At 66.0% G+C, this 26,587-nt stretch carries 25 protein-coding genes; 15 read left to right on the top strand and 10 right to left on the bottom strand.

Features of this window, described 5'->3' with window-relative positions; genetic code table 11:
- The first annotated feature begins 12 nt into the window (after positions 1–12).
- Complete coding sequence (locus ACHQ4I_RS37775; protein WP_420776718.1) at positions 13–1,398, top strand: dihydrolipoamide acetyltransferase family protein; 1,386 nt, start codon at positions 13–15, stop codon at positions 1,396–1,398.
- A gap of 149 nt (positions 1,399–1,547) precedes the next feature.
- Here the strand turns inward: ACHQ4I_RS37775 and ACHQ4I_RS37770 are convergent, their stop codons facing one another.
- Positions 1,548–2,768: a benzoate/H(+) symporter BenE family transporter gene (locus ACHQ4I_RS37770; RefSeq protein ID WP_420776717.1), complete on the bottom strand. Its 1,221-nt coding sequence runs from the start codon at positions 2,766–2,768 to the stop codon at positions 1,548–1,550.
- A gap of 236 nt (positions 2,769–3,004) precedes the next feature.
- On the opposite strand from ACHQ4I_RS37770, the gene ACHQ4I_RS37765 reads away from it, so the two are divergent.
- Complete coding sequence (locus tag ACHQ4I_RS37765; RefSeq protein WP_476445419.1) at positions 3,005–3,823, top strand: rhodanese-like domain-containing protein; 819 nt, start codon at positions 3,005–3,007, stop codon at positions 3,821–3,823.
- Positions 3,824–3,964: 141 nt separating this feature from the next.
- Here ACHQ4I_RS37765 and ACHQ4I_RS37760 read toward each other — a convergent pair whose 3' ends face one another.
- From ACHQ4I_RS37760 to ACHQ4I_RS37750, 3 genes are all read right to left on the bottom strand, one after another.
- On the bottom strand, positions 3,965–4,621 hold the full coding sequence (locus ACHQ4I_RS37760; protein WP_420777071.1) for an HNH endonuclease family protein: 657 nt from the start codon (positions 4,619–4,621) through the stop codon (positions 3,965–3,967).
- Positions 4,622–4,865: 244 nt separating this feature from the next.
- A complete protein-coding gene (locus ACHQ4I_RS37755; protein WP_420776716.1) occupies positions 4,866–5,228 on the bottom strand; it encodes a hypothetical protein in 363 nt (120 codons plus the stop codon).
- A 363-nt stretch (positions 5,229–5,591) separates the two neighbouring features.
- The gene (locus tag ACHQ4I_RS37750; protein WP_420776715.1) at positions 5,592–6,527 is read right to left on the bottom strand and encodes a helix-turn-helix domain-containing protein; all 936 of its coding nucleotides are present in this window, start codon (positions 6,525–6,527) and stop codon (positions 5,592–5,594) included.
- Positions 6,528–6,792: 265 nt separating this feature from the next.
- On the opposite strand from ACHQ4I_RS37750, the gene ACHQ4I_RS37745 reads away from it, so the two are divergent.
- Complete coding sequence (locus tag ACHQ4I_RS37745) at positions 6,793–6,975, top strand: DUF6011 domain-containing protein (protein WP_420776714.1); 183 nt, start codon at positions 6,793–6,795, stop codon at positions 6,973–6,975.
- Between the two features lie 126 nt (positions 6,976–7,101).
- Here the strand turns inward: ACHQ4I_RS37745 and ACHQ4I_RS37740 are convergent, their stop codons facing one another.
- Positions 7,102–7,791 carry an esterase/lipase family protein gene (locus tag ACHQ4I_RS37740; RefSeq protein WP_420776713.1) on the bottom strand — a complete coding sequence of 230 codons (690 nt, stop codon included), beginning with the start codon at positions 7,789–7,791 and terminating at the stop codon, positions 7,102–7,104.
- A 221-nt stretch (positions 7,792–8,012) separates the two neighbouring features.
- Between ACHQ4I_RS37740 and ACHQ4I_RS37735 the strand changes: the two genes are divergently transcribed.
- Both ACHQ4I_RS37735 and ACHQ4I_RS37730 read left to right on the top strand, forming a co-directional pair.
- A complete protein-coding gene (locus ACHQ4I_RS37735; protein ID WP_420776712.1) occupies positions 8,013–10,970 on the top strand; it encodes a DEAD/DEAH box helicase in 2,958 nt (985 codons plus the stop codon).
- Entirely contained in the window at positions 10,967–11,734 is a 768-nt protein-coding gene (locus ACHQ4I_RS37730; RefSeq protein ID WP_420776711.1) for an SWIM zinc finger family protein, read from the top strand. Before ACHQ4I_RS37735 ends, ACHQ4I_RS37730 begins: the two co-directional genes overlap by 4 nt.
- A gap of 6 nt (positions 11,735–11,740) precedes the next feature.
- On the opposite strand, the gene ACHQ4I_RS37725 is transcribed toward ACHQ4I_RS37730, so the two are convergent.
- Positions 11,741–12,223, bottom strand: coding sequence for an LIC_13387 family protein (locus ACHQ4I_RS37725; protein WP_420776710.1), 483 nt, complete (start codon positions 12,221–12,223; stop codon positions 11,741–11,743).
- Between the two features lie 74 nt (positions 12,224–12,297).
- On the opposite strand from ACHQ4I_RS37725, the gene ACHQ4I_RS37720 reads away from it, so the two are divergent.
- Positions 12,298–12,822: a TetR/AcrR family transcriptional regulator gene (locus ACHQ4I_RS37720; RefSeq protein WP_420776709.1), complete on the top strand. Its 525-nt coding sequence runs from the start codon at positions 12,298–12,300 to the stop codon at positions 12,820–12,822.
- Positions 12,819–13,583, top strand: coding sequence for a helical backbone metal receptor (locus tag ACHQ4I_RS37715; RefSeq protein WP_420776708.1), 765 nt, complete (start codon positions 12,819–12,821; stop codon positions 13,581–13,583). The genes ACHQ4I_RS37720 and ACHQ4I_RS37715 overlap by 4 nt, the downstream gene beginning before the upstream one ends.
- A 72-nt stretch (positions 13,584–13,655) precedes the next feature.
- On the opposite strand, the gene ACHQ4I_RS37710 is transcribed toward ACHQ4I_RS37715, so the two are convergent.
- Both ACHQ4I_RS37710 and ACHQ4I_RS37705 read right to left on the bottom strand, forming a co-directional pair.
- Positions 13,656–15,173 (bottom strand): flavin-containing monooxygenase, encoded by a 1,518-nt coding sequence (locus ACHQ4I_RS37710; protein ID WP_420777070.1) that lies wholly within the window; start codon positions 15,171–15,173, stop codon positions 13,656–13,658.
- A gap of 181 nt (positions 15,174–15,354) precedes the next feature.
- Positions 15,355–15,984 (bottom strand): TetR/AcrR family transcriptional regulator, encoded by a 630-nt coding sequence (locus ACHQ4I_RS37705; RefSeq protein ID WP_420776707.1) that lies wholly within the window; start codon positions 15,982–15,984, stop codon positions 15,355–15,357.
- A gap of 110 nt (positions 15,985–16,094) precedes the next feature.
- On the opposite strand from ACHQ4I_RS37705, the gene ACHQ4I_RS37700 reads away from it, so the two are divergent.
- Positions 16,095–16,496 carry a Dabb family protein gene (locus tag ACHQ4I_RS37700; protein ID WP_420776706.1) on the top strand — a complete coding sequence of 134 codons (402 nt, stop codon included), beginning with the start codon at positions 16,095–16,097 and terminating at the stop codon, positions 16,494–16,496.
- Positions 16,497–16,510: 14 nt separating this feature from the next.
- Here the strand turns inward: ACHQ4I_RS37700 and icmF are convergent, their stop codons facing one another.
- Entirely contained in the window at positions 16,511–19,729 is a 3,219-nt protein-coding gene (icmF, locus tag ACHQ4I_RS37695; protein ID WP_420776705.1) for a fused isobutyryl-CoA mutase/GTPase IcmF, read from the bottom strand.
- A gap of 271 nt (positions 19,730–20,000) precedes the next feature.
- Here icmF and ACHQ4I_RS37690 point away from each other — a divergent pair, with 271 nt between their 5' ends.
- The gene (locus ACHQ4I_RS37690; RefSeq protein WP_420776704.1) at positions 20,001–20,240 is read left to right on the top strand and encodes a hypothetical protein; all 240 of its coding nucleotides are present in this window, start codon (positions 20,001–20,003) and stop codon (positions 20,238–20,240) included.
- 119 nt (positions 20,241–20,359) lie between these two features.
- Positions 20,360–20,596: a hypothetical protein gene (locus ACHQ4I_RS37685; protein WP_420776703.1), complete on the top strand. Its 237-nt coding sequence runs from the start codon at positions 20,360–20,362 to the stop codon at positions 20,594–20,596.
- Between the two features lie 101 nt (positions 20,597–20,697).
- On the opposite strand, the gene ACHQ4I_RS37680 is transcribed toward ACHQ4I_RS37685, so the two are convergent.
- Positions 20,698–21,375 carry a hypothetical protein gene (locus ACHQ4I_RS37680; RefSeq protein ID WP_420776702.1) on the bottom strand — a complete coding sequence of 226 codons (678 nt, stop codon included), beginning with the start codon at positions 21,373–21,375 and terminating at the stop codon, positions 20,698–20,700.
- A 155-nt stretch (positions 21,376–21,530) separates the two neighbouring features.
- On the opposite strand from ACHQ4I_RS37680, the gene ACHQ4I_RS37675 reads away from it, so the two are divergent.
- The 5 genes from ACHQ4I_RS37675 to mmsB all read left to right on the top strand — a co-directional run bounded on the left by ACHQ4I_RS37675 (position 21,531) and on the right by mmsB (position 26,585).
- Complete coding sequence (locus ACHQ4I_RS37675) at positions 21,531–21,812, top strand: hypothetical protein (RefSeq protein WP_420776701.1); 282 nt, start codon at positions 21,531–21,533, stop codon at positions 21,810–21,812.
- Between the two features lie 129 nt (positions 21,813–21,941).
- Positions 21,942–23,441, top strand: coding sequence for a CoA-acylating methylmalonate-semialdehyde dehydrogenase (locus ACHQ4I_RS37670; protein WP_420777069.1), 1,500 nt, complete (start codon positions 21,942–21,944; stop codon positions 23,439–23,441).
- 29 nt (positions 23,442–23,470) lie between these two features.
- Positions 23,471–24,610: an acyl-CoA dehydrogenase family protein gene (locus tag ACHQ4I_RS37665; RefSeq protein WP_420776700.1), complete on the top strand. Its 1,140-nt coding sequence runs from the start codon at positions 23,471–23,473 to the stop codon at positions 24,608–24,610.
- Positions 24,607–25,692, top strand: coding sequence for an enoyl-CoA hydratase/isomerase family protein (locus ACHQ4I_RS37660; RefSeq protein ID WP_420776699.1), 1,086 nt, complete (start codon positions 24,607–24,609; stop codon positions 25,690–25,692). Before ACHQ4I_RS37665 ends, ACHQ4I_RS37660 begins: the two co-directional genes overlap by 4 nt.
- On the top strand, positions 25,689–26,585 hold the full coding sequence (gene mmsB, locus ACHQ4I_RS37655) for a 3-hydroxyisobutyrate dehydrogenase (RefSeq protein ID WP_420776698.1): 897 nt from the start codon (positions 25,689–25,691) through the stop codon (positions 26,583–26,585). Before ACHQ4I_RS37660 ends, mmsB begins: the two co-directional genes overlap by 4 nt.
- Positions 26,586–26,587: the final 2 nt, after the last annotated feature.

Here is a 26,587-nt window from a genome sequence, read left to right as displayed (position 1 = left end):
GAGAGGTGCCCAGTGGAAGATCGTGCCCCCGCCGAAGATCAGGGTCATATCTTGGAATTCCGGCTACCCGATCTCGGCGAGGGACTTGCCGACGCGGAGTTGGTGTCGTGGTCGGTGGGTGTCGGAGATACGGTGCACCTGAATCAGGCGATCGCCGAGGTGGAGACGGCCAAGGCGGTGGTGTCGCTGCCGTCGCCGTTCTCGGGCACAGTGGTCGAGTTGCTCGCTGAGCCCGGCCAGACCATTGCGGTGGGTGCGCCGTTGATCCGGGTGCGCAATGACCTGGCGGTCGCGCAGGAAGGCGCGAACGGTCGGACCTCTGTGCTGGTGGGGTATGGGCCCGAAGGGGAGACGGTGTCTCGGCGGCGTCGTCCGGTGCCTGCGGAATCCGCTGCGTTGCCGGATGATTCGCAGGTCGCCACAGGCGAGCCCGCTGAATTGGGGACGAGCAGTGCGCCCGAGGCGAGGAGGGCCGCGGCTACGCCGGCGGCGCGCAAACTCGCCAAGGAACTCGGGATCGACCTCTGGTACGTCGCGGGTTCGGGCCCCGATGGCGCGGTGACGGTCGAGGATGTGCGCGGCGCGGTCCCGGTATCGCAGCCGCGTGCCGTGGCGACCCGCACCGGCGACCAGGTCACCGCCCTACCGGCGCTGCCCTCGGTCACCGAGCCGAACGGCGGCATCATCCGGCCCGCCGCCCGCGAGGAACGCACGCCGATCAGCGGAATCCGCAAACGCACCGCCGCCGCCATGGTCGCGAGCGCCCGCACCATCCCGCAGGCCAGCACCTTCGTCACCATCGACTTCACCGCATCGATGGAACTGCTCGATCACCTGCGCACCACCAAATCCTTCGAGGGACTGACGCTGACGCCGCTGGCCCTGATCGCCAAGTCCGTACTCGCCGCACTCGCGGAGTACCCCGGCATCAACGCATTCTGGGACGAGGCGAATCAGGAGATCGTCACCAAGCACTACGTGAACCTCGGCATCGCGGTGGCCACCGATCGCGGACTGATGGTGCCCAACCTCAAGGAAGCCCAAACGCTGAGCCTGCGCGACCTGTGCCGCGAGATCGGCTGGCTGGCCGAGACCGCCCGTTCGGGCCGCGCCACCCCCGCGGACCTGCGCGGCGGCAGCTTCACCATCACCAACGTCGGGGTGTTCGGCGTCGATTCCGGAGTTCCACTGGTCAATCCGGGCGAGGCGGCCATCCTGTGCCTCGGCTCGATCCGCAAGCGCCCGTGGGTATTCCGTGATGAACTCGCCGTCCGGTGGGTGACCACGCTCGGCATCAGCTTCGACCATCGGATGATCGACGGCGAACTGGCGTCTCGCTTCCTCGCAACCGTAGCGGGGCTACTCGAGGATCCCCTGACCCTTCTGAGCCGCATATAGCAACCCGCTCATTGCAGCGCTATCCGCTCCAGCAGCTCGCCGAGCGTAGCCAAATGGCGGTTGAAAGCAGCGTGTGCGACCACCATACGCTCGACGGAACCCAGAACAGGGTCTCGTTCGGTCCCATCGAGACGCAGACCGCGAAGGCATCAATCTCGGTGGTGGGCGAGGACTTTGCGGACAACGAGACCCGCGACCAGGGCCCAGAAGGCGGCACCGATGCCGAGGAAGCCGACGCCGGAGGCGGCGATCAGGAAGGTGACCACGCCCGCCTCGCGATGCTGTTCGGATTTCAGGGCGCCGGCCAGAGCCGCGGCGAGGGTGGCCAGGAGGGCGAGCCCCGCAACGGTTTCCAAAGTGCCCTTCGGGGCGGTGGCGATAAGCGTGACGAGCGCGGCGGAGCCGAGGGCGAGAATCAGGTAGGTGGCCCCGGCGGTACAGGCCGCGATCCAGCGGCGCTTCGGATCCGGGTGCGCGGCGGGGGCTGCCGAGAGTGCGGCACTGATCGCGGCCAGGTTGATGGCGTGGCCACCCGCGGGTGCGCCGAGGATGGTGCCGATGCCGGTGACGGTCATCGAAGCGCGCCAAGGGACTTGGTAATCGAAGGACTTCATCACGGCGGTGCCCGGAATGTTCTGGGAGGCCATGGTGACGATGTAGAGCGGGATGGCGATACCGATCATCGCCTGCCAACTCCAATGCGGCACGGTCAATTCGAGCGAGGGCGTCATCGCGGCGAAATCCAGATGCTTGTGCTGGACCGCGATACTGATGCCCGCCCCGACCGCGGCGGTGACGAAGGCCGCGATCACCGCCCAGCGCTTGGCGAATCGCTGCAGCGCAAGCCACACCACGATCACCGGGACCACCACCGCCGGACTGGTCTGCACGGCCTTCACCGGTGCGAGACACAGCGGCAGCAGCACTCCGGCGAGCATGGCCTGCGCGATCTCCACCGGAATCGCCGCGACCAGATTGCCGAGCCGCTGCCAGAGCCCGGTGATCACGATCAGCACACCGGTGATCGCGAACGCGCCGACCGCCGCCGCCCAGCCACCGGCGACCGCGCCCGTGCTGGCGAGCAGCGCCGCGCCCGGCGTCGACCAGGCCAGTGTTATCGGCAGGCGATACCGGTAACTCAGCAGCATCATGCCGATGGCTTGGGTCACGCACAGTGCCAAGAGTCCCGATGCCGCCTGCGCCGATGTGGCCCCGACCGCGGTCAATCCGCTGAGCACTACCGCGAATGCGCTGGTGAACCCGACCAATGCGGTAACGACACCCGCCGCGATCGGCTGCGTGAGCCGTGCCTGCGGTGCTGCCGGTGCGGTGGTCGGGGTGTCGGCGAGTGCCGGGGAAAGGCTGGGCATTCCTGGGATCCTCCCCGCTCATCAGTCCAGTTGTCACAGCCAGTCGCTGGAAACTGGACTGAATTACTCGGACTCGCACCCCGTGTCGTGGCTGCACATCCCATCTAGAAGGTGTGCTCTGGCAGGGCTCGTTTACCCGCCGGTACTTTCCAGGCGCGCTGACATCGGCGCACGTGAGTGCGTAGGGTGGGGAACGTCGGTCCTCGAAGGGTGCGGATTCGGAACAGGGAGCTTTGTTGAGCGCGGTACTGATCTCGACGGATGAACTTCGGGAAGTATTGGCGGACAAGCGGGTTCGTCTACTCGATGTGCGGTGGGCGCTGGGTGATCCGGACGGTCCGCAGCATTATCTGGCCGGACATATCCCAGGCGCGGTCTTCGTCGATCTGGAAACCGAACTGGCCGCACCACCCTCACCGGCGCGCGGGCGGCATCCGCTGCCCGACCCGACGCAGCTGGAGAAGTGTGCGCGCAGCTGGGGTGTGCGGACCGGCGATCCGGTGGTCGTCTACGACGCGACCGGCGGTATGGCCGCGGCCAGGGCCTGGTGGCTGCTGCGCTGGGCCGGGATCGCGGACGTGCGGATTCTCGACGGCGGCCTGCCCGCGTGGATCAGCGCGGGCGGCGAGATCGCCACCGGCGCGGAACCCGATCCCGAACTCGGCGACATCGAGGTCGACCCGGGGCAGATGCCGGTCATCGATGCCGACGCGGCCGCCAAATGGTCGGGCGTACTGCTGGATGCGCGCGCGGGCGAGCGCTATCGCGGTGAGGTGGAGCCCGTTGATCCGCAGGCTGGACACATTCCGGGTGCGATCAGCGCACCGACCGCCGAGAACCTCGATGCCGACGGACGTTTCCATAGCGCGGATGTCCTGCGGGATCGGTTCGCCGCATTCGGTTCCGGGCCGGTCGCGGTCTACTGCGGGTCCGGCGTGACGGCCGCACACCAGGTCGCCGCACTCGCCGCGGCAGGGATCGAGGCGGCGCTGTATCCGGGTTCGTGGTCGCAATGGTCGAACGACCCGAAGCGCCCGGTTGCTACTGGAGCCTGAGTCCTAGTGGCGTTGAAAAGCATCTGCCGGGGTGGCGTTGAGAAGAACCCCCTCCGAGGCGGTGCGTAAGCCCCCTTCCAGGACGTGTTTCGCAGGAGCCCTGATGTCGCGGGTCGTCGACGCTGGTCATCGGGATACGAATCACCGACAGCTGCGGGCGATATCGTTCAACGCGGCGTTATCCGCGGCGGTCACCGGTAGGTCGTATCGGACCGCGACCGTGAGGTACTTGTCCGCATAGAAGCAATGGTTCGCACGCGCGGGCGGTAGCCATTCGGATGGCGTGCCATCGCCTTTGGCTTGATTGGCGCTCGCGGCGGTGGCCAGCAGATTCACCTCGATATCGTTGGCGAACCGCACCCGGCGCTCGGGCGGCCAGTACGCCGCACCCATATCCCAGGCCGCGGCCAGCGGATAGACATGGTCGATTTGGATATCGCCCGCATCGGCCTTGGTGAACGTGATCCGGCTGCCGGTGTAGGGATCGTCGAGGGTGCCCGCGGTGACCACGCAGTCGTGGGTGCCGGGCCGGAAGCTCGGTCCGGTCAGCTGCTTGCTGAGCACGTTGTCGCGGGTATCGCAGCCGTCGTGCCCGCCGGGTCCGTCGTAATCGTCGCTCCAGGACGGACCGAATACGCAGCCTTGCCCCTCCTTACATCCGCGCTCATAACCACCCGGATGGCCGCGCGCGGCAATGACCCGCACCGAGGCGAGCAAATGCTCGAGCTGTATCCGGCTCGGGCTGAGCTCACCCACCCCGCCGACTCCGTCGGCTGCCGTCCCCCTGAGTTCACCCACCCCGCCGACTCCGTCGGCTGCCGTCCCCCTGGGCTCACCCGCCCCGCTGACTCCGGCGGATCCCGGTGCGGCCGCGACCGGTTCGGTGCCCAGGTCGGCGCACGCGGGCAGAGCGAGCAGCGCTGCCGCGAACAGGGCAAGCAGCGATCGTCGAATGTCGGCACGCACGGTGCCAGATGTACCCGCGGGCACCGACATTCGTAGAACTCAGCTGGAGCGCTCGCAACAGTGGAGCCGTCACGCCTCACAACCACGCACGAGCCAGCAGATCGTCACTGTCGACTTCACTCGTCCGCGGCGGGAACCTGGTGGCCGAGATGGACTCGGGGTGCGCCCCGTCGTGCCCGATCAGCCACGAGCCGCCGCGCTCCTCGCACTCGGCGATCTTGGCGAAGGTGGCGAGCAGGAACGTGACCGCCTCACGCGGGTCCAGGGTTCGGGCCAAGCGCTGTGATTCACCGGGACGTGACAGATCCAGCCAGACGCCGGACTGTCCGTCGAGGCGCATGCCGGTGATCTTGCTGGCATTGACGAAGGTGAATTTGCGCCGTTCCCACGGCGTAGTCGGCGTGAAGCTCTGCTCGAGTACCTGGAGCAGAATCGTCATGCTTTGCCCTCCGCTTCCGTTGACACCCAACTGCGGTTCTCCTGCGATGACCAGCGGATATACCAGTATGTTCCGAATTCGGTCCAAGTGGTAGCGATCCGTCCATCTCGTCCAGGTCACAGACTCTTTCGCGTCCATCCCGTACCGCTATGTCCAGCCTCTACCTGCCTGTCCTATCACACTGTCGGCACCCTGGAAACCATCTCTGACCTGCGCGGCAGGCGGCAGTCTCGCGCGCGTCGAACGGGGCGGCCGGTCAGCACCTGCTCGACTTCGCCGACACGACGCTGCATCCGAGCCGATCCGGTATCGTCGCCCACCTTCGCCACGGTGTCGCGGCGAGCAGGAGGTCGGCGTCGGCGGTCAGAGCGAATTGCCCGCGCTCATGTCCGGATCGACGCGGCGCAACGCTGATGCCAACCATTCGGACCGGCGGTGCTCGACCGGCATCGCGGCCAGCCCGTGTGTCGCTTCCCCAATTGCTTCGGCCGCATGCCCCAGCAGTGCCAGCACACCGCCACGTTGCACAGCCGCGAATCCGGTGCTCCACCAATACATCGACGGCGGTGGTTCGATACCCTCCGCCGCTTCCGCCGCAGCGTCGGCCAAAGCCAGCGCGCGTTGTGCTTCGCCCGGCTCTCCGTGCGCGGCCAACAGCTCGGCTCGCCTCATTCGCCCATAGGCCGTGATGATCGGGTGCGCGCCCCGTACCGCCAACGCGGCGTCCGACAGGGCGACGACCTTGCCGTAATCCCCCGCGCTCAACGTCACGTAGCCGAGGAAGCCCAGGCTGTGTGCAAGCCGGTCGGGGTCGCGAGACTCCGTCGCCAGGCTCACTGCGGTGCCGAGGCTGCGCCGGGCGGCGGCGTCGGCTCCGATCGCGTGCTCCAGCCATCCCCGGTACTGCGTGATCTCTGACGCGAGGGACGCAGCATTGCTCCGTCCCGTGCGCGCCTCACCGGCAAAGGTCTCGGTCATCTCGGCCATGCCCCGGACGGCGGGTAGAACCGTCAAAGCCCCTGCCGCGTCCTCGATTCGGCGCGTAGCCGCCAACATCACCGCGACGTCGGAGAGGGCGGTGGCGTCCACGCTGGCTGGCGCTCGCGCCGCCGCCGTCAGCCGCTCCAAGTGCGCGCCCAGCACCGTTTCGTAAGCAGCGACGACACCGGCAGGTACCGGGCGCTGGCCGGTCTCGATCAGCGACAAGTATGCGCGGCTGTAGTAGCTCCGCTCGGCCATCGCGCGCAGCGAGATACCCGCCGCCTCGCGAGCGGCGCGCATCAGCGCACCGGGCTCCATATGACCAGCCTAACGTGCACAGCCCGCGCGTAGGTGCTTGTAAACGCTTGTGGACGCCGAACTACTCCGTTCCCGAAAGTCGCACGCCTAGCATGGTTTTCAGACCCGCCGCCCTGTCGATTCCGCGCCCTCACCGGGCGGTGCTTCACCCGGAAAAGCGAAACCCATTCCGCGCGAGCGTCACCCGACGATCCGCGCACACCGCGGCTGTCGGTGCCTCGTGTCAGGCTGCAGAGTGGAACGACCCTGGCCGGAGGAGATCGATATGGCCGTGACCGACGATAAGCCCGAGGTACGACTCGTTGCGCACTGCCGCCGATGCCACGGCTGGCTGGTATCCGCGGAATCGGTCTCGCAGGGAATCGGTCCGACCTGCGCGGTGCGTGAGCGCGCAGAGCAACGCGCCGCGGCGGCGCATGAGCTGACTCTCTTCGACATCGCGGCATGACGAGAACAGCGGCTCAGACCCGATAGGTCGAGTGGAGAACCACGTCGAATGTCAGAGCAGGCCGATGCCGCCGAAGGCAGTGCGATCGACGGCATCGGGCCTTATGGGGCAACTCCGTTCAGCCGACTACTTCACGAAGTCGCGCACGCCCTCGAAAACCGTCGACGACGACAGCAGCGAGAGATGTCCGAGGCACAGCGTCTGGGTGTTGGTGGCACCGCTGAGAATCGTGCTCTGATCGGGGTTGATGATCTCGTCGCACGGTGACCACCAGGTGCCGTAATTCACCAGGCCGGGGGTTTCGTCGCCGCTGTTGAGTTCGGCCAGGAATGCCGAGCCCTGCCGCATCTCCACACAGGAGGCGTCGGCGCATCCGTTGGCGGTGTCGGTGCCGTGGTTGGGGCCGCCGATGGAGACCCAGTCGTCGACGAAATCCAGGCCGCCGAGGTTCTTCAGGTACCAGCGAGTGTTGAGACCGCCCATCGAGTGAGTGATGATGTCGACCTTGGCGGCACCGGTTTTCGCGCGTAGCGCATCGACCTGCGCTTTCACCTGCAGCGCGATGTCCTTGTTCGACTGTGAGCTGTCGTAGCTGAATCGCGCCATCTCCCCGGCGGAGTACCCCGCCTCCAGGAATCGGCCCCACATGTAATCCCAGTTCCACGCCCCGCCCTGCCAGCCGTGGACGAACAGGATCGGATCTCGCGCCGGCGCCGCAGCGGCCTGTGGCGTGGCGATGCCGAGTGCAGCGGTGGCCGTCGTGACCAGGGTGATTGCGGCCATCCCAAGGCGGCGCATGGTCGATGTGATGTGCATGTGTGTTGACTCCGATCTGCTCGCTGCGCTGCGAGCAGACAAGAAACTAGCGGCGCAAGTTTAATCTCGCACATTGTGAAACGGAACTATTTCAACTTGCTGGCGGATCCGGGGATCTCTCGCGGCATTCCGTGCAGAGATCGCGGCAGAAGCTGCGCCGTGCCGGGAAACCGCGTCGGCGCCGTCCGATCGTTGTCGGAGGCACCTGATTGGATGGGGTGATGCTGCACGGTCTGTGGTCGCCGGGATCGGGTCTGCTGCTGTGGCAGCAGGCTCCGGTCGTCGCGCTACCCGAGCCGCTGGGCGCGGTGCTGGCGGCGTCGAAGTTCCGGCATCGGGCGCAGGTGCTGGTCAACGGCGTGCAAGAGCAGGTTCGGGCGCATGCGATGGTGCCTGCGGCGGCCGCGGTGGCATTGCGGCAGCGGCTGCCCGTCGATGCGGTCTCGGGGGATCTGCGATTTCTCGCGCATGTGGCGCAGGGCGTCGAGCGGTGGGTGCGGGCCGGGCGGGTCGCGCCGGAGCTGCGCCGCGATGACGGGCAGTGGTGGGTGCGATGGCGGCTGGTCGGTGGCGAGCGGCAGCGCGCCTGGCTGGCGGAGTTGGCGGTGGCGATGCCGCCCGCGCTGCGCGTCGCGGGGAAGCCCGCGATGCTGCTCGAGGATATGGTCACCGAACTCGCCGATCCGATTGCCAGGGAGCTGATCGATTCGCGGCCGTCGGCGCATCCGCTGGTGGCCGCGCTGATCGATGACGTCGCCCTCGATGGCGGCAGTCATCAGCTGGCCGAGGTGCTGGAACGCTGGCGCGCGAGTCTGACCGGAGACGAGCCGGAGCTGGTATTGCGGCTGCTGGAGCCCGAGGGCGATATCGGACTCGGTGAGGCCGATATGGATGCCGACGATTCGGTGGCGCTGTGGCGACTGCAGGTCTGCCTGCGCGCCGATGGCGAGGCGCCGGATCCGGTTCCGCTGCTGGGCGATCCGGTGCTGGTCCGGACGGCGATCGAGAAGTTGGGGGAGGCGACGCGGGCCTATCCGCGACTGCGCGACCTGCCGAACGATCCGCAATCGATGGATCTGCTGCTGCCGACCGAGGTGGTCGCCGATCTGGTCGAGCACGGCGTGCACGCCTTGCAGGCGGCGGGTGTCCGGCTACTGCTGCCGCGAGCCTGGAATATCACCAGCCCGACCATGCGGCTGCGGGTGGACAGCGCCGTCCCCGCCGCGGAGAGCACCGTCGGCATGCGCGGACTCGTCTCCTACCGTTGGGAACTCGCGCTCGGCGATACCGTGCTGACCAAGGCCGAAATGCAGCGGCTGATCCGCTCGAAATCGGATCTGGTGCAGTTGCGCGGCGAATGGGTGCAGGCCGACCACAAGGTGCTGGCCGCGGCCGCCCGCTATGTGGCCGCCCATCTCGACGACACCGAAATCACCTTCGCCGATCTGGTCGGTGAACTCGTCACCGGCCATGTCGAGAAGGTGCCGATCACCGAGGTCACCGCAACCGGCTGGGCCGCAGACCTTTTGGACCAGACCCGCGAACCCGAGCCGGTCACCATGCCGGTCGGCCTGAAGGCGCAACTGCGGCCGTATCAGGAGCGGGGGTTGTCCTGGCTCGCGACCATGAGCCGCTACGGCGTGGGCGGAATCCTGGCAGACGATATGGGGCTCGGCAAGACAGTGCAGGTACTGGCGCTGTTGGTGCATGAACGCGAGGCGGGTCACCAGCAGCCCGAACGCGGCGGGAGCGCGGCGCGATCCGAACACGCACAGGTCATCTCGCATCGCGATATGAGACGCCGCCGGGCCGACCGGCATCCTGACGGCGAAATCGCCGACCTGAGCGACAGTGCTGTCGGAGGCGGCGGACGAGACGACGGTGCGCCCGGACCGACACTGCTGGTGTGTCCGATGTCGGTGGTCGGCAACTGGCAGCGCGAGGCCGAGCGGTTCGCGCCGGATCTGCGCGTGCTGGTGCACCACGGTGTCGGCCGCAAGTCTGCGACGGAACTGGATGAGGCCGTCGCGAATGCGGATCTGGTGATCACCACCTACTCGCTATTGGCCAGGGATGCAGCCGAACTGGCACGGCAGCAGTGGGATCGGGTGGTACTCGACGAGGCGCAGCACATCAAGAACGCCGGCACCCGCCAGGCGAAGGCGGCACGCGCACTGCCCGCGCGACATCGTTTGGCGCTCACCGGAACTCCGGTGGAGAACCGGCTGGAGGAGTTGCGGTCGATTCTGGACTTCGCGATGCCGAAGGTGCTCGGCAGCGCACAGACCTTCCGTGCCCGCTTCGCCGTGCCGATCGAACGCGACCGCGACGAGAACGCGATCTCGCGCCTGCGCACCATCACCCAGCCATTCGTACTGCGCCGGGTGAAGACCGATCCCACCGTCATCAGCGATCTGCCGGAGAAGCTGGAGATGACGGTGCGCGCCAATCTGACCGTGGAACAGGCCGCGCTGTACCAGGCGGTCGTCGACGACATGATGACCAAACTGAAGGATGCGAAAGGTATGGCGCGCAAGGGCGCCGTGCTCGGCGCGCTGACCCGGCTCAAGCAGGTCTGCAACCATCCCGCCCATTTCCTCGGTGACGGCTCGGGTGTACTGCACCGGGCCAGCCACCGCTCCGGCAAACTCGCGCTGGTGGAGGACGTCCTCGACGCGGTGCTGGCCGACGGTGAGAAGGCGCTGCTGTTCACCCAGTTCCGGGAATTCGGCGATCTCATCGCCCCATATCTCATCGAGCGCTTCGGCACCGCGATCCCCTTCCTGCACGGCGGGGTGCCCAAGAAGCAGCGCGACAAGATGGTCGAGGGGTTCCAGGAACCGGACGGCCCGCCGTTGATGTTGTTATCGCTCAAGGCCGGTGGCACCGGGCTGAACCTCACCCCGGCCAATCATGTTGTGCACCTGGATCGCTGGTGGAATCCGGCGGTCGAGAACCAGGCCACCGACCGCGCCTTCCGCATCGGCCAACAACGCAATGTGCAGGTTCGCAAGCTGATCTGCGTCGACACCATCGAGGAGAGGATCGACGAAATGATCAGCGGCAAACGCCAGCTCGCCGATCTGGCCATCGGCGCGGGCGAGAACTGGATCACCGAATTGAGCACGGACGAACTGCGCCAGCTCTTCGCCCTCGGCGCCGAGGCGGTCGGCGATTGAGCCCCTTCAACGACTACAGCAAGTACGGCAAACGCCGTCCGGTCGCGGGCGGGGTCGAAGCACGCAGCCGCCGTGGCGGATTCGGGCGCACCTGGTGGGGGAAGGCGCTGATCGAGGCCGTCGAGGCAATGGCCGAACCCGGTCGACTCGCCCGCGGCCGCACATACGCCAGGGCCGGGCAGGTCGTGAGCTATCGGATCGAACCGGGCGCGGTCACCGCGGAGGTGCAAGGGAGTCAGCCGCGCCCGTTCACGGCGGTCTTCGCCATCCGACCGCTGCGCGACGAGGAACTCGAACTGCTCATCGAGACCATCCGGACCGCGCCAGGGGTATTGGCCGAAATCGCCTCCGGTGCGCTACCGACGAGCCTCGGCGAACATCTGCTCCCGACAACGGCCGCGGATCTCGACTTCTCCTGCACCTGCCCGGATCCCGGCTGGCCCTGCAAGCATGTGGCCGCGGTCTGCTATCTGCTCGCCGAACGCCTCGACGAGCGTCCCCGCGAAATCCTCACCTTGCGCGGCATCGACCTGGACACGCTCATCGTCGGCATCGAACGTGACACGCTTCCAACGGAATCCGACGATCCCTACGGCGATCGGACCCAACTGCCCGACCTGCCGAAGGTCGAATTCCGCCCCGCCGTCGACGATCTGGATCCGCTGCTACTGCGCCGGGCGCTGCGGATGATCGCCGAGGACGAACCGATGGCCGCGGCGGGGCTGCGCGATCTGCGTGCGCTCTATGACGCCTTGGATCGCTGACCGCCCTCAGCTGTGTTCGACCGGCCCGGCGACCAGCACAGCCGCGAAACACAGTGTGGCGAGCGCGGATACCACGATGACCGGCTCGGGAAAGTAGAGCGCCGCGATCCAGCAGGTGCCACCGGCCATCGCCACACAGATGACGTTGAAAAACGACCAGCGGGCGATCAACTGCGGCGCGGCACGGACCGCGCTGATCACCAGTAGCCCGAAAAGCAGTCCGAACAGACCCATTCCGACGCTGTAGCCGGTGTTGAGGTCGAAGACGGTGATCCGTCTGCCACCGTCGAACAGGGTCGTCGTAGTACTCCTGGACAGTTCGTTGATCACCTCTTCGCCGGTGGAGTCGGCGCCGCTGAAGACGTGCACGACAAGCAGATGCGCCGCTCCGATGAGACCGATGAGCGTGGCGCCGGCCATCTGAACGGGCGCGGCCCAGCGGGCGGATCTGCTGGCGCTGGATGTGGACGAGGTGGTCATCGCGGTCATCGCGACCTCCGTGAACGCGGGAGATTATGGAGTCTTCCAGAACAGAACAAAAATTATGTTATAGGCTGTCGAGCGTGGCAGGCAAGACTTCATGGCTGGAATCGGGGCTGGTGATCCTCGGCACAGCCGGTCCGACGGGGCTCACGATCGACAAGCTGGTCGCGGCGACCGGACTCAGCACCGGATCCTTCTACCACCACTTTTCGGGCATGTCCGGCTATAGATCCGCGCTGCTCGGCTACTTCGAGGAGCGGCACACCACGCGATATCTGCGCGACATCGATGCCGCCGACCTCGATCCGCGCGGTCGGCTCGACCTGCTCATCGATCTGGTGCTCGAGGACGACGAGCCCGCCAGCATCGAGGTGGCCGTGCGGGCCTGGGCGCTCGACGATCCGATCGCCGCCGCGGCCAAGGAACGCGTCGACAGCACACGGCTCGGTGTCCTACGCGCCCTGCTCGCGGACTGCGGATACGACGAGGTCGCGGCGGCGGAGACCGCGCAGATTCTCTACCTCCTCGTACTCGGCGCCGGCAATGTGCTGCCGACCGTGCCACCCGAACAGTTGCGCGTGCTCTGCCATCGGGTTTTGTCGTGACCACCGATGATCTGGGCGCGGCAGTGGCGATCACCCGCCCGGTTCGACGCGTGGTGTCCCTGGTTCCTTCGCTGACCGAAGCCGTCGCGGTGAGCCGTCCCGAAATCCTTGTCGCGGCGACAGATTGGTGCACCCACCCGGCCGACCTCGATGTCGAGCGCGTCCGGGGCACAAAGAACCCGAATGTGCGCCGAATCACCGAGCTCGCAACGGATCTCGTGCTGTGCAATCAGGAGGAGAACCGCCGCATCGATGTCGAACGTCTGCGCGCGGCGGGAATCCCGGTGTGGGTCACCAGAATCGAGACATTGGACGAAGGCTTCGCCTCGCTGCGACGACTGTTCACCGAAGCCCTGGGCGGCCCGGTGCCGAAGTGGCTCACCGAAGCCGAATCATCCTGGGCCGCACCACCTCCCGAACCGGCGCGCAATGCGGTGATCCCGATCTGGCGTAACCCCTGGATGGTGGTCGGCCACAACACCTTCACGGGCGATCTGGCGGCGCGCCTCGGACTACGCCTCGTGCATGCCGACCGCCCCGAGCGCTATCCGCACATCCGCGAGGACGAGCTGACCCGCGACGTCGAACTCGTCCTACTGCCCGACGAGCCCTACGTATTCACCAGGTCAGATGGCCCAGAAGCCTTCCCGGGGCTGCCGGTCGCCCTGGTCGAAGGACGCAGCCTCACCTGGTACGGCCCATCGCTCGCGACCGCCCGGGACAGGTTGACCCGCCAGATCGCCGCGGCATTCGTCGTCTGACAGCTCCGGACCCGAGCTGCGATCGGTCGAGTTCGTAATCGAACCAGATGTGGTGCACGCCATCTTCCGCCGCTAGGCCACCCTGGTGAAGCGGTAATCGGCCAGGTCGAAGTGCCCGCTGCGCCAAGCGGCCTCGACAGTCGTCATCGGGCGCAGTGGAACGTCGCCGTGCTTGTCGAAGTAGTAGCTGTTGGCGAGCGCGCAGCTGTCCTGCCAGAACACCTGTCCGCCGCGCCGGGCCAGCATCTCCTGGAAGAATCGTTCGTTGGCCTCGCGGGTGACCTCGATCAGAGTGGCATTGTCCGCCCGCGCATGCCGCAGGCATCGCATGATGTGCCGAGTTTGGTTCTCGATCAACGCGAAGTATGACGAGCCGTTGTAGCCGTAGGGACCGATGATCGAGAAGAAGTTCGGGAAACCGGGGACGCTCACGCCCTCATAGGCCTGTAAACGGTTGTCGTCCCACCACTTTTCGAGATCGAGGCCGTCGATGCCACGCAGATCGTAGGTCGGCATATTTCCGGACTCCATCACCTTGAACCCGGTCGCCAGAATCAGGACATCGGCCGGGTGTTCGGTGCCGGTGGCGGTGCGCACTCCGGTCGGTGTGATCTCCTCGATCGGATCGGTCTCCAGCGTGACATTCGAGCGATTGAACGTGGCCAGGTAGTCATTGGAGAAGCTGGGCCGTTTGCATCCCAATCCATAGCGTGGCGTGAGCTTTTCGCGGATCACCGGGTCCTGGACCTGCTTGCGCAAATGGGCCAGCCCGGCCCGCTCGGCGACCCGCGCCATCGGCACTGTGCCGTAGTAGTGCGCCGAGATCGGGAAGGTGAATTCGACGTAGGTCTGGCTGAGTAATCGGGTCAGCGTCCGGCCGCCGGGTATCCGCAGCGCCCACTGGACCGGCCACGGCAATGCCATATCCGGCCGGGGCAGACACCAGATCGGCGTGCGCTGGAATACCGTCAAATGCTCGACCCGCGGCGCTATTTCGGGAATCACCTGCACTGCCGAGGCGCCGGTTCCGACAATGGCGACGCGCTTGCCGCGCAGGTCCTGTCCGTGATCCCAGCGTGAGGTGTGCATGGTGACCCCGGCGAAGTCGCAGACGCCGGGAATCTGCGGCAGCTTCGGCCGGGTGAGCACGCCGGTCGCGCTGATCAGAAAGCGTGCGGTCAGCTCGTCACCCGCGCCGGTGCGCAACCGCCACAGATGCCCGTCCTCGTCGAACGCCGCTTCGGTGATGGTGGTGTCGAATCGGATATGGGAACGCAGCCGGTATTTGTCCACACACGATTCGGCATACGCCTTCAGCTCGTGTCCGGGCGCGTATACCCGCGACCAATTGGCCCGTTGATCAAAGGAGAACTGATAACTGAACGACGGAATGTCCACCGCCACGCCGGGATAGGTATTCCAATGCCAGGTGCCGCCCGCACCATCGGCCTCGTCGACGATGAGGAAGTCGTCGAACCCGGCCTCCCGCAATTTGATCGCCGCCCCGATACCGGAGAATCCGGCCCCGACGATGATCACCTCATGATCGATCCCGGGACGCCCACTCGTCGCCCGACCGTCATCTCTCATCGAATCGCTTCGCGATGCCGCATTCATGCGAACTCCTCTGTTCGCGGCACAACTGTCCGCAGCTGACACCATGGTAGAACTCTGATCCAACCGACGTGTGCGGATGAGATCGTCGCGCCAGCGGACGGCCAGTTCCCGGCGCGGGCCGAAATTGGCTCCGTATAGGTGGCAGCGTTCGGAATCAGCGGGAACCGTACGCCGACAGGAATGTGCGCACGGCCGCGTCGGCGATATCGCGTCGTTCGGCGGCGCTCACCTCGCGGGTGCCGAGCCTGGACCGCGCTTCCAGCGGTGCGGTGAGCAGTGCGAGCAGCTGTTCGGCGGCCTGCGTCGGGTCGCCGATCCGCAATCGACCCGAAAGGGCCAGTCGCGCAAGCCGATCGGCCAACGCTTCGGCAATGCGCCGCGAGGTGCGCTCCAGCACGGTGTCGGCCAGGTCGGGAAAGGCGGCGAGTTGTGCGTAGGTCAGTGCGCGCAGTGCGCGAGCGCGCTCGCCGGAGCATTCCTCCAGCAGCTCGCGCGCCGTCTCGATGAGGGTGGCGGTCAGGTCGTCGCCGGGTTCGCGGAGCCGGTCGACGATCGCGAGGGTTTCGGCGGATACGGCATCGGCGGCGGCGAGCACGGCGTGCCGGAACAGGGTCTGCTTGTCGTTGAGGTGGTTGTAGACCGTCGGTTTGGCGACACCCGCCTCATCCGCGATCTCCTGCACGCAGGCCTTGTCGTAGCCGCGCCGCGCGAAAACGGTGAACGCGACATCCAAGATCGCCTGCCGCTTATCGATGCGGCCGCGCGCCGCCGTCGTTCCCGTCACCCCTGCATGTTAGCGCCGCGCAGGCTCGAATGAACTAATGGGTTCACTCTTGTGCATCTACTAGTTAGTTCTCTAGATTGAACTCGCAAGTTCAAAACGAGGAGGTATCCATGATCGTTCATCTGCTGCGCTTCGGCTTCCGTGACGAGACCACCGAGGAGCAGAAGGCCGAGGTGCTCGCGCTGATGAAGCGCACGGCATCGGTCGAATCGGTATCGTTCGCGACCGTCGGCCAGAATCTGGGTGACACCGCCGAGGGGCTGACCCACGCCTACTGCGTCGGCATCGAAGATCTCGCGGCGCTGGAGCGCTATCTATACGATCCGGTGCACCTGGCCGGTGATCCGCAGATCATCCCGCACTTCCAGACGCTCGCCATCGGACCCGACGTATCGGACGAGCCGGATCCCCAACTGCGCGAGAAGATCATGGCGCTGCACGAGGCGAAGCTGGCGAAGTACCCGGAGTGGGCGCGCCAGATGGACTCGATTCCCGAGGTGCGAATCTTCTGACCGCCCCACCTATTTCACACGTTGCGGCGGTATTGACCGCCGACGGTGAAGAAGGTGTCGGTGATCTGTTGCAGGGTGCAGACCCGCGCCGCGTCCATCAGGACCTCGAAGATGTTGTCGTCGGTGCGGGCCACCGCGTCGAGGCGGGCCAGGGCGGCGTGCGCGGCGTCGCGATGGTCGTTCTGGAACTGGCGCACTCGTCGCAACTGCGACTGCTTCTCCGCTTCGGTGCCGCGGGCCAGTTCGATGACCCGATGCGGTTCGCCGTGCGGGTTGCGGAAGGTGTTGACGCCGATGATCGGCAGCGAGCCATCGTGTTTGCGGTGCTCGTACCGCATGGATTCGTCCTGGATCTTGCCCCGCTGGTAGCCGGTCTCCATGGCGCCGAGCACGCCGCCGCGCTCGGAGATGCGGTCGAATTCGGCGAGTACGGCCTCCTCGACGAGATCGGTGAGCTCATCGATGAGAAAGCTGCCCTGGAGCGGGTTTTCATTCATCGCGACGCCCCACTCGCGATTGATGATGAGCTGGATGGCGAGCGCGCGTCGCACCGATTCCTCGGTGGGCGTGGTCACCGCCTCGTCATAGGCATTGGTGTGCAGGCTGTTGCAGTTGTCGTAAATGGCGATGAGCGCCTGCAGGGTGGTGCGAATATCGTTGAAGCTCATCTCCTGTGCGTGCAGCGAGCGCCCCGAGGTCTGGACGTGGTACTTCAGCTTCTGCGAACGTTCGTTGGCGCCGTAGCGATCTCGCATGGCGATGGCCCAGATGCGCCGGGCGACCCGGCCGATCACCGAATACTCCGGATCCATGCCATTGGAGAAGAAGAACGACAGGTTGGGTGCGAAGTCGTCGATCCGCATGCCACGCGCGAGGTAGGCCTCGACATAGGTGAATCCGTTGGCGAGGGTGAAGGCCAGCTGGCTGATCGGGTTCGCGCCGGCCTCGGCAATGTGATAGCCGGAAATCGAGACCGAGTAGAAGTTGCGAACGCCCTTGCGCACGAACCATTCCTGGATATCGGCCATCATGCGCAGGCTGAATTCGGTGGAGAAGATGCAGGTGTTCTGGCCCTGATCCTCCTTGAGGATGTCTGCCTGCACGGTGCCGCGCACCGTCGCCAGGGTCTGCGCGGTGATGTTCGCCGCCTCGTCGGGCGTGGGCTCGCGGCCTTCAGTAGTCGAAAAGCGTTCCAGCGCTTGGTCGATGGCGGTGTTGAGGAAGTAGGCCAGGATGGTCGGGGCGGGGCCGTTGATCGTCATCGATACCGAGGTGGTCGGCGCGGTCAGGTCGAAACCGTCATAGAGCGCCTTCATATCGTCGAGCGAGGCGATGGAGACACCCGAGGTGCCGACCTTGCCGTAGATGTCCGGGCGTTCGGCGGGGTCGTGACCGTAGAGCGTGACCGAGTCGAAGGCCGTGGAAAGCCGTGTCGCCTCGGCATGTTCGCTGAGCACCTTGAACCGCCGGTTGGTGCGGAACGGATCGCCCTCGCCCGCGAACATCCGCGCGGGATCCTCGTTATCGCGCTTGAACAGGAAGACACCGGCGGTGAACGGGAACCGCCCGGGCACATTCTCCGAGCGCAGGAATCGCAGCAGCTCGCCGTGATCGGTGTAGCGAGGCAGCGCGACGCGGGAAATGGAGTTGCCGGACAACGTCTCTCGGCGCAGCGAGGTATGGATCTCGTGATTGCGGACCCGGACCACCAACTCCTCGCCCCGATAGGACTCGGCGAGTTCGGGCCACTCCGCGAGTAGTGCGGAATTGTCGGCATGTACTGCGGCGCGAGCCTTTTCGGCCAGCTCGGCCACCGCGGCGTCATCGGGAAGCTCGGCCGCTACCTGGTCGAGGCGCTGCAGGCGCTGTACCGCAACGATTTGTTCGGCGGTCTGGGCGTGGTAGTCGCGCACCGTTTCGGCGATCTCGGCGAGATAACGCACCCGGGCGGGCGGGATGATCTGCGCGAACCTGGTGGAGGTGCGGGTATTCACCCGGGGAAGTACGCCCGGCTCCAAGTGCAGACCGTGTGCGGCGAGCAATCCGGTGAGGTGCTGATACAGCGCCGTCACACCATCGTCGTTGAAAGTGGCGGCGCTGGTGCCGAATACCGGCATATCATCGGGTGATTTCGTGAACTCCTCACGATTGCGCACCAGTTGGCGCGAGACATCCCGCAGCGCGTCCTCGGCGCCGCGGCGCTCGAACTTATTGATCGCCACCACATCCGCGAAATCCAGCATGTCGATCTTCTCCAGCTGGGAGGCCGCGCCGAATTCCGGTGTCATCACATACATCGACACGTCGACGTGCTCGGTGACCGCGGCATCGCCCTGGCCGATGCCCGGGGTCTCCAGGATCACCAGGTCGTATCCCGCTGCCTTGCAGGCGGTCACGATGGCATCGATATTCTGCGGCAATTCGCGTCCGCCCCGGGTGGCCAGCGAACGGAAGAAGATGTGATCGCCATCGAGGGCGTTCATCCGGATGCGGTCGCCGAGCAGCGCGCCGCCGCCGCGCCGCCGGGTCGGATCCACCGCGAGAATCGCGACCCGCAACTTGTCCTGCTGATCCGAACGCAGGCGACGCACCAATTCGTCGGTGAGCGAGGACTTTCCGGAGCCGCCGGTACCGGTGATACCGAGGACCGGCACGCTGCGCGCGGCAGCGGCCGCCGCAAGGGTCTGCCGGTCGCACTCCGCCAGCGTGTCCTGCTGCAGGCAGGTGATCGCACGCGCGAGCGCCGTCCGCTCACCGGCGAGCACCGCGTCCAGCACCGGCGGCTCCACGGCGAGATCGACATCGCAGGCGCGGATGAGCTGATTGATCATGCCGGGCAGGCCGAGTCGCTGGCCGTCCTCGGGGGAGAAGATGGTGACCCCGGATTCGGCAAGTCGCGCGATCTCCTCGGCGACGATCACCCCGCCGCCGCCACCGAAGATCCGAACATGTTCGGCCCCGGCCTTTTTCAGCGCATCGGCGAGATATTCGAAGTATTCGACGTGCCCGCCCTGATACGAACTCACCGCGACGCCCTGGGCATCCTCGGTGAGCACCGCGTCGACGATCTCGCTGACCGCGCGATTGTGCCCTAGGTGAATGACCTCGGCCCCCTGCGCCTGCAGGATCCGCCGCATGATGTTGATCGCGGCGTCGTGCCCGTCGAATAGCGCGGCCGAGGTCACGAATCGGACGGGATGGGTCGGCGTGTGGAGCGCGGTGCTATCGGCCACGGGGTCCTCCGGCGAGATCCTGTATGGCGCCCGATACTAGGACGTCAAACTAATCCTACGGTGATGGCAGTCACATCGCTAGCCGAACACGCTGCCTTTCGCGCCCGCGCTGGCGGGCGAACGATTGCCGGGGAGATTCGGCTCATCGTGACCGCAACCGGCGACAACCATCCGGACTCGAGTTCCGATGGAGGCAGCTGCCGGATATCGACCCTTTGCGCTGGCAGGAACTATCGCGGGGTTCTTCGAATTCGCAAGGTGGTGCTTCGAAATGAGTGCGAACACATGGCGCGCCCTCGACGCTCCGGATTCCGACCGTGGGCCGGTCCGACGGTGGATTACCGAGTGCGTCGATCGGATCGCGCAGTGGTGCGAGTTCAGTTCCGGGGCCTGGGCCACGGTCGAGGCGCCCGCCGTGGCGACCGCGATGCGCGATGCCGTCGTGGTCGCGGCGATCACCGAATTCGGCTCGCCCGGTGGGCCCAACGTGGCCGCGGGCGGCTGGTTGTGAAGGCGCGCAACCAGCCGCCCGCGGCCCTCCTTGCCGTCGGCGCGCTGCGGCTCACCCGCTCGCCGAAGCTCCCGCCTGACGAACGCCGATCCGGGCCGCGCGATCGTGGACCAGCCTCTGTGTCGCGAGCGAACCTCGAGCTCCCGCTACCAGACGGCACCGAGGCCGGGCGCACCGTCCAGGGCTGGTGGGAATCGGTGCACGCCCCGGCGACCCTCGACGCCCATGGCACACTCATCACCCACGGCTACCGCCGCACCAGCACATGGCGTACGTATGTCACCGCCTCCGGCGCCGTGCGGTACTTCGCCAACGCCACCATCGGCATCGAGGATGCTGTGACCGGCGACAGGTAGCCGCCACACATAGCTGAGGGCTCTCACCCGAATCCTGGTCGGGTGAGGGCCCTCGTCTGAGAATCGATCGGTTCTCGACACCCCTGAGCGCTTCCTGTGCGTTACATGCTCGCTTCTCGCGGCGGCTCTTGCGGTGGGTGCTCAATCAAGCCGTTCAACATTGCCACGTATCGTGAGTGGTCATACGCTGCGGCGCGTTCAGCTGCAAGTGATCTACAGGCGGTCTCGACCTCAACGGTTTCTGCTACCCCAAGGTCCTCGCGTAGGACACGACGCAACAGTTTCAAGGCTTCGATCAGCGAGCGGTCAATCCAATCGTGCAGTTTCTGGAATGCGTCAGGGTCGGAGAGTAGATCGTCCATGTCGCCCCGCGCGGCGCGGAACGCCACTCCGACCCCGTGGCCTACCTCGTCGGCTACCGCAAGTGCGCGCTCTGACATGACCATCTGGGCTCGCGCTGCCACCTCACGAAAGCTCGTTCGTGCTGTTTCCAACAGTGTCAGGTCGACTTCACGGCCACGGCGCCTATCGACGAGGCAGTCATGAGCGACGGACCGATAGTGTCGCGCCGATGCATTGAGCTCAGCGTAGACAGCTTGTTTCTCCTGCCTTACTGACCTGTGGTTACTCTCTGCCCGATCGTCCGCCAGTTCCCGACGGCGCTGTTCCCCCTTCAGCTGTTGAGTCTTGAAGGTCGCCCGTTGTGCGATGACTGTGGCACTGAGGGTTCCGAGAACACCCGTGAGAGCAACAACCAGACTCACCATCTCAGTTCCCACAACACTGATTATCCGACAAAGTTGTCTGCCACTCCGCTCGGCTGCCCCCGCCGTGTTCACGGACTTCGGGATGTCGAGAATCGTTCGTTTTACCGACACCGGGCCGCCGGGACCGGAGTCCCTGGTCGCTCCCACTCACCGAGTGTCCAAGAAACGTGTTGAAAACTGTTGGTGTCCAACAAGTCCTGTCGGAAACGCTGCCCGCGGTCACTGTTGAGGCTGCCGAAGTCATCACGCTGGCAACGACATTCGTCACCGAGCAGATCATCGCCGTCGGTCCGGCGCGGCCCGACGAGGCGCCCGAGTTGGCCGCGATAGTGGTGCGGCTGATGCATTCGCTCACCCTCACGCCGGATGCGCCGCCGCTGCTGCGCACCGAGTCCGAGCTCCGCGAATTCGCGCAGCGCCGCATCGTGCCGCTGGTCATGCGCGTGTAGCGGTTCGCCGGAAGGTTGCCGTGGGATGAATCACACTCTGGCGGCCGGCCTGTATTTACTTGGACATCCAACTATAGGATGACCGCAGATCGCGCGATGCGCGGTGTCGTCTACCAGAACAGGACTGGCATGGTTCGCGAACTCACTCATTTCATCGGCGGGCAGCATGTCGCCGGGGCCTCGGGCAACTTCGGCGATGTCTTCGATCCGAATACCGGCCAGGTGCAGGCGCGGGTGCCGCTGGCGAGTAGGGCCGAGGTCGATGCCGTGATCGCGAATGCGGCCGAGGCGCAGCAGGTGTGGGCCGCGTTCAACCCGCAGAAGCGCGCGCGGGTGCTGATGAAGTTCCTGACGCTCGTGCAGGACGAGATGGACTCCCTCGCGGCGCTGCTGTCCGCCGAACACGGCAAGACCATCCCCGACGCCAAGGGCGATATCCAGCGCGGCATCGAGGTCATCGAATTCGCGGCGGGCATCCCGCATCTGCTCAAGGGTGAGTACACCGAGAGCGCGGGCACCGGCATCGACGTCTACTCCATGCGTCAGCCGCTCGGCGTCGTCGCGGGCATCACCCCGTTCAACTTCCCGGCCATGATCCCGCTGTGGAAGGCCGGTCCGGCACTGGCGTGCGGAAATGCCTTCGTGCTCAAGCCCTCCGAGCGCGATCCCTCGGTGCCGCTGCGACTGGCCGAGCTGTTCCTCGAGGCCGGTCTGCCCGCGGGCGTGTTCAACGTGGTCAACGGCGATAAGGAAGCGGTCGACGCGATCCTGCACTCGCCGACCGTCAAGGCCGTCGGCTTCGTCGGTTCCACCCCGATCGCGCAATACATCTACGAGACCGCGACCGCGAACGGTAAACGCGCACAATGCTTCGGCGGCGCCAAGAACCACGCGATCGTGATGCCAGACGCCGACCTCGACGATGTCGCCGACCAACTGATCGGCGCGGGTTACGGCTCGGCGGGCGAGCGCTGCATGGCCATCTCGGTCGCCGTCCCCGTCGGACAGGAGACCGCGGATCGCCTGCGCGAGAAGCTGATCGAGCGGATCGCCAAGCTCAACGTCGGGCGTTCCGACGACGCGGGCGCCGACTTCGGCCCGCTGGTCACCAAGGATGCGCTCGGCCGGGTCGAGAACTACGTCCAGATCGGCGTCGACGAGGGCGCGGAACTGGTGATCGACGGCCGCGGCCTGTCGGTGGACGGCGGCGAGGGCGGTTACTTCACAGGTGCGACGCTTTTCGACCAGGTCACGCCGGAAATGCGGATCTACAAGGAAGAGATCTTCGGTCCGGTGCTCTCGATCGTGCGCGCCAAGGACTACGACGAAGCGCTGGCCCTGCCCAACGAGCACGAATACGGCAACGGCGTCGCGATCTTCACCCGCGATGGTGACACCGCAAGGGATTTCGCCGCCCGCGTGCAGGTCGGCATGGTCGGCATCAATGTGCCGATCCCGGTGCCGATCGCGTACCACACCTTCGGTGGTTGGAAGCGCTCCGGCTTCGGCGATCTGAACCAGCACGGCCCGGATTCGATTCGTTTCTACACCAAGACCAAGACCGTCACCCAGCGCTGGCCCTCCGGTCTGAAGGACAGCAACCACTTCGTCATTCCGACGATGGACTGACCGAGCCCATAGACGGGAGGTTGACGATCGTGTTCGTACTGGATGACGACGAGCGCGCCATCGCCGAGACGGCGCGCGATTTCGCCGAGGAATACCTCGCCCCGAATGCCCTGGAATGGGATGAGCAGAAGCACTTTCCGGTGGATGTGCTGCGCAAGGCGGGGTCGCTCGGCATGGGGGGCATCTACATCGGCGAGGATGTCGGCGGCTCCGGGCTGCGCAGGCTCGACGCTGTGCGCATCTTCGAGCAGCTGGCCACCGGCTGTCCGGCCATCGCGGCGTATATCTCCATCCACAACATGGTTTCGTGGATGATCGACAGCTACGGCAACGAGGAGCAGCGCAATCACTGGCTGCCCCGGCTGGCCTCGATGGAATGGCTCGGCAGCTACGCACTCACCGAGCCGGGCGTCGGATCGGATGCTGCGGCCCTGAGCACCAAGGCCGTTCGCGACGGTGACGACTATTTGCTCACCGGGGTAAAGCAATTCATCTCCGGCGCAGGCAGCACCGACGTGTACGTCATCATGGCGCGCACCGGCGATGCGGGTGCCCGGGGCATCTCGGCATTCATCGTGCCCGCCGATACCCCGGGAATCTCCTTCGGCGCCAATGAGAAGAAGATGGGCTGGAATGCGCAGCCCACCCGCCAGGTGATTCTGGACAACGCCCGGGTGCCCGCCGCCAATATGCTCGGCGTACCGGGCAATGGCTTCCGTATCGCCATGAACGGGCTCAATGGCGGCAGGCTCAATATCGCCGCCTGCTCGCTCGGCGGCGGCCAGTCGGCGCTGGACAAGTCGGTGGCATATCTGGCCGAGCGCAGGGCCTTCGGCGGCCGACTGCTGGACAACCCGGCACTGCAATTCCAGCTCGCGGATATGCGCACCGCACTGGAGGCGGCGCGGACCCTGCTGTGGCGGGCCGCGGCGGCGCTGGACGCGGACGCCGACGACAAGGTCGAATTGTGCGCCATGGCAAAGCGATTCGCGACCGATGCCGGATTCGAGGTCGCCAACAAGGCGCTGCAGTTGCACGGCGGGTACGGCTATCTGGCCGAATACGGGGTGGAGAAGATCGTCCGCGATCTGCGGGTGCACCAGATTCTGGAGGGCACCAACGAAATCATGCGGGTGGTCGTCGCCCGCTCGGTGGTAGGAGCAGCATGAACGAGTCCGAAGTTGTCATCGATAAGCGCGACGGACTCGGTCTGATCACGTTGAACCGGCCCAAGGCCATCAATGCGCTGAATCATCCGATGGCCCTGACCATTACCGCCGCACTGCAGGCGTGGCTGGATGACGACGAGGTTCGCACAGTGGTCGTCACCGGTGCGGGGGAGCGCGGGCTGTGCGCGGGCGGCGATATCGTCGCCATTCACAATGACGCCAAAAGCGGTGCCACCACCGCGGATTCGGCCACCGGCGTTTTCTGGCGCGACGAGTATGTGCTCAACGCGTTGATCGGCCGATACCCGAAGCCGTATGTCGTGGTCATGGACGGCATCGTGATGGGCGGCGGTGTCGGGCTTTCCGGCCACGGTAGCCACCGCATCGTGACCGAACGCTCCAAGATCGGCATGCCGGAGGTCGGCATCGGCTTCATCCCCGATGTCGGCGGCACCTACCTGCTCGCCCGCACCCCGGGTGAAATCGGCACGCACGTCGCACTGACCACCGCGCGGATGACCGCCGGTGACGCCATCGCGGCGGGCTTCGCCGACTATTACCTCGCCTCGGAAGATATTCCGGCACTGCTGGATACCCTGCGGACCGAGACCGCCGAGATCGCCATCGCCAAATTCGCCACGGACGCACCGGAATCCGATCTCATCGGCCAGCGAGACTGGATCGATGCCTGCTACAGCGCGGATACGGTCGAGGAGATCGTCGGCCGGTTGCGGTCGCACGGATCGCCGGAGGCCGCGAAGGCAGCCACCGAACTGCTCGCCAAATCGCCTGTGGCGCTGAAGGTGACATTGCGTTCACTGCGTGCCGCCCGTGCCGCGACGAGCCTGGAGGCGGTGCTGAACGAGGAGTACCGGGTGTCGATTGCCTCGCTGGCCTCGCACGATCTGGTCGAAGGCATTCGCGCGCAGGTGATCGATAAGGACCGCAATCCGCAGTGGTCGCCCGCGACGCTCGCCGATGTCACCGCGGCCCAGGTCGACGCCTATTTCGCCGAATTGGGCGATAAGGAATTGCGATTGCAGCAGCCGAGCGACCAGACAACACCGGAGGCAAGCAAGTGACGAAGAAGATCGGTTTCCTCGGTCTCGGCCATATGGGCGGGCCGATGGCCGCGAACCTGGTCAAGGCCGGCTATGACGTACTCGCCTTCGACCCGGTCCCCGCCGCACAGGAGCAGGCGCGCAAAGACGGTGCCACCGTGGTGGATTCGGCCGCCACGGCCGCCGCGGGCCGCGATGTCGTGATCACCATGCTGCCCAACGGCAAGCTGGTCCTCGACGTCTACGCCGAGCTGCTGCCCGCCGCCGACCCCGGCACCCTGTTCATCGACTGCTCCACCATCGACGTCGCCGACGCCAAGGCGGCCGCCGTACTCGCCGGCGATGCCGGCCATCGCGCGCTGGACGCGCCGGTCTCCGGCGGTGTCGCGGGCGCCACCGCGGGCACGCTGACCTTCATGGTCGGCGGCAGCGAGTCCGATTTCGCCGCTGGACTCGACGTGCTCCAGGTGATGGGCGGCAAGGTTGTGCACTGCGGCGGCTCCGGCGTCGGCCAGGCCGCGAAGATCTGCAACAACATGCTGCTCGGCATCTCGATGATCGGCCTGTCCGAGGCGCTGGTGCTGGGCGAGAAGCTGGGCCTGAGCCACCAGTCCTTCTTCGATGTGGTCTCCACCGCCTCCGGCCAGAGTTGGGCGCTGACCAGCTACTGCCCGGTCCCCGGACCGGTGCCCACCAGCCCGGCCAATAACGACTACCAGCCCGGTTTCGCCACCGCGCTGATGACCAAGGACCTGGGCCTGGCCGCGAATGCCCTGCGCGATAACGGCGTCGACGGGCAACTCGGCGTGCTCGCCGCCGAGATCTATACCCGCTTCAACCAGGCACAGGCGGGTAAGGACTTCTCGGCTATTGTCACCGATATCCGTGACCGTTCCGATCAAGAGGGTGCCTAAAG

The organism is Nocardia nepalensis, assembly GCF_048910785.1.
Classification (GTDB): domain Bacteria; phylum Actinomycetota; class Actinomycetes; order Mycobacteriales; family Mycobacteriaceae; genus Nocardia; species Nocardia nepalensis.
Note: the sequence above shows the minus strand (reverse complement) of the source record. Positions and strands in the feature narration are given on the sequence as shown.

Bases quoted from the DNA above. Each gene is read 5' to 3' on its own strand.
- ACHQ4I_RS37770 (WP_420776717.1), bottom strand. From the start codon at position 2,768: ATGCCCAGCCTTTCCCCGGCACTCGCCGACACCCCGACCACCGCACCG.
- ACHQ4I_RS37755 (WP_420776716.1), bottom strand. From the start codon at position 5,228: ATGACGATTCTGCTCCAGGTACTCGAGCAGAGCTTCACGCCGACTACG.
- ACHQ4I_RS37750 (WP_420776715.1), bottom strand. From the start codon at position 6,527: ATGGAGCCCGGTGCGCTGATGCGCGCCGCTCGCGAGGCGGCGGGTATC.
- ACHQ4I_RS37745 (WP_420776714.1), top strand. From the start codon at position 6,793: ATGGCCGTGACCGACGATAAGCCCGAGGTACGACTCGTTGCGCACTGC.
- ACHQ4I_RS37740 (WP_420776713.1), bottom strand. From the start codon at position 7,791: ATGCACATCACATCGACCATGCGCCGCCTTGGGATGGCCGCAATCACC.
- ACHQ4I_RS37735 (WP_420776712.1), top strand. From the start codon at position 8,013: ATGCTGCACGGTCTGTGGTCGCCGGGATCGGGTCTGCTGCTGTGGCAG.
- ACHQ4I_RS37725 (WP_420776710.1), bottom strand. From the start codon at position 12,223: ATGACCGCGATGACCACCTCGTCCACATCCAGCGCCAGCAGATCCGCC.
- ACHQ4I_RS37710 (WP_420777070.1), bottom strand. From the start codon at position 15,173: ATGAGAGATGACGGTCGGGCGACGAGTGGGCGTCCCGGGATCGATCAT.
- ACHQ4I_RS37700 (WP_420776706.1), top strand. From the start codon at position 16,095: ATGATCGTTCATCTGCTGCGCTTCGGCTTCCGTGACGAGACCACCGAG.
- ACHQ4I_RS37690 (WP_420776704.1), top strand. From the start codon at position 20,001: ATGAGTGCGAACACATGGCGCGCCCTCGACGCTCCGGATTCCGACCGT.
- ACHQ4I_RS37670 (WP_420777069.1), top strand. From the start codon at position 21,942: ATGGTTCGCGAACTCACTCATTTCATCGGCGGGCAGCATGTCGCCGGG.
- ACHQ4I_RS37660 (WP_420776699.1), top strand. From the start codon at position 24,607: ATGAACGAGTCCGAAGTTGTCATCGATAAGCGCGACGGACTCGGTCTG.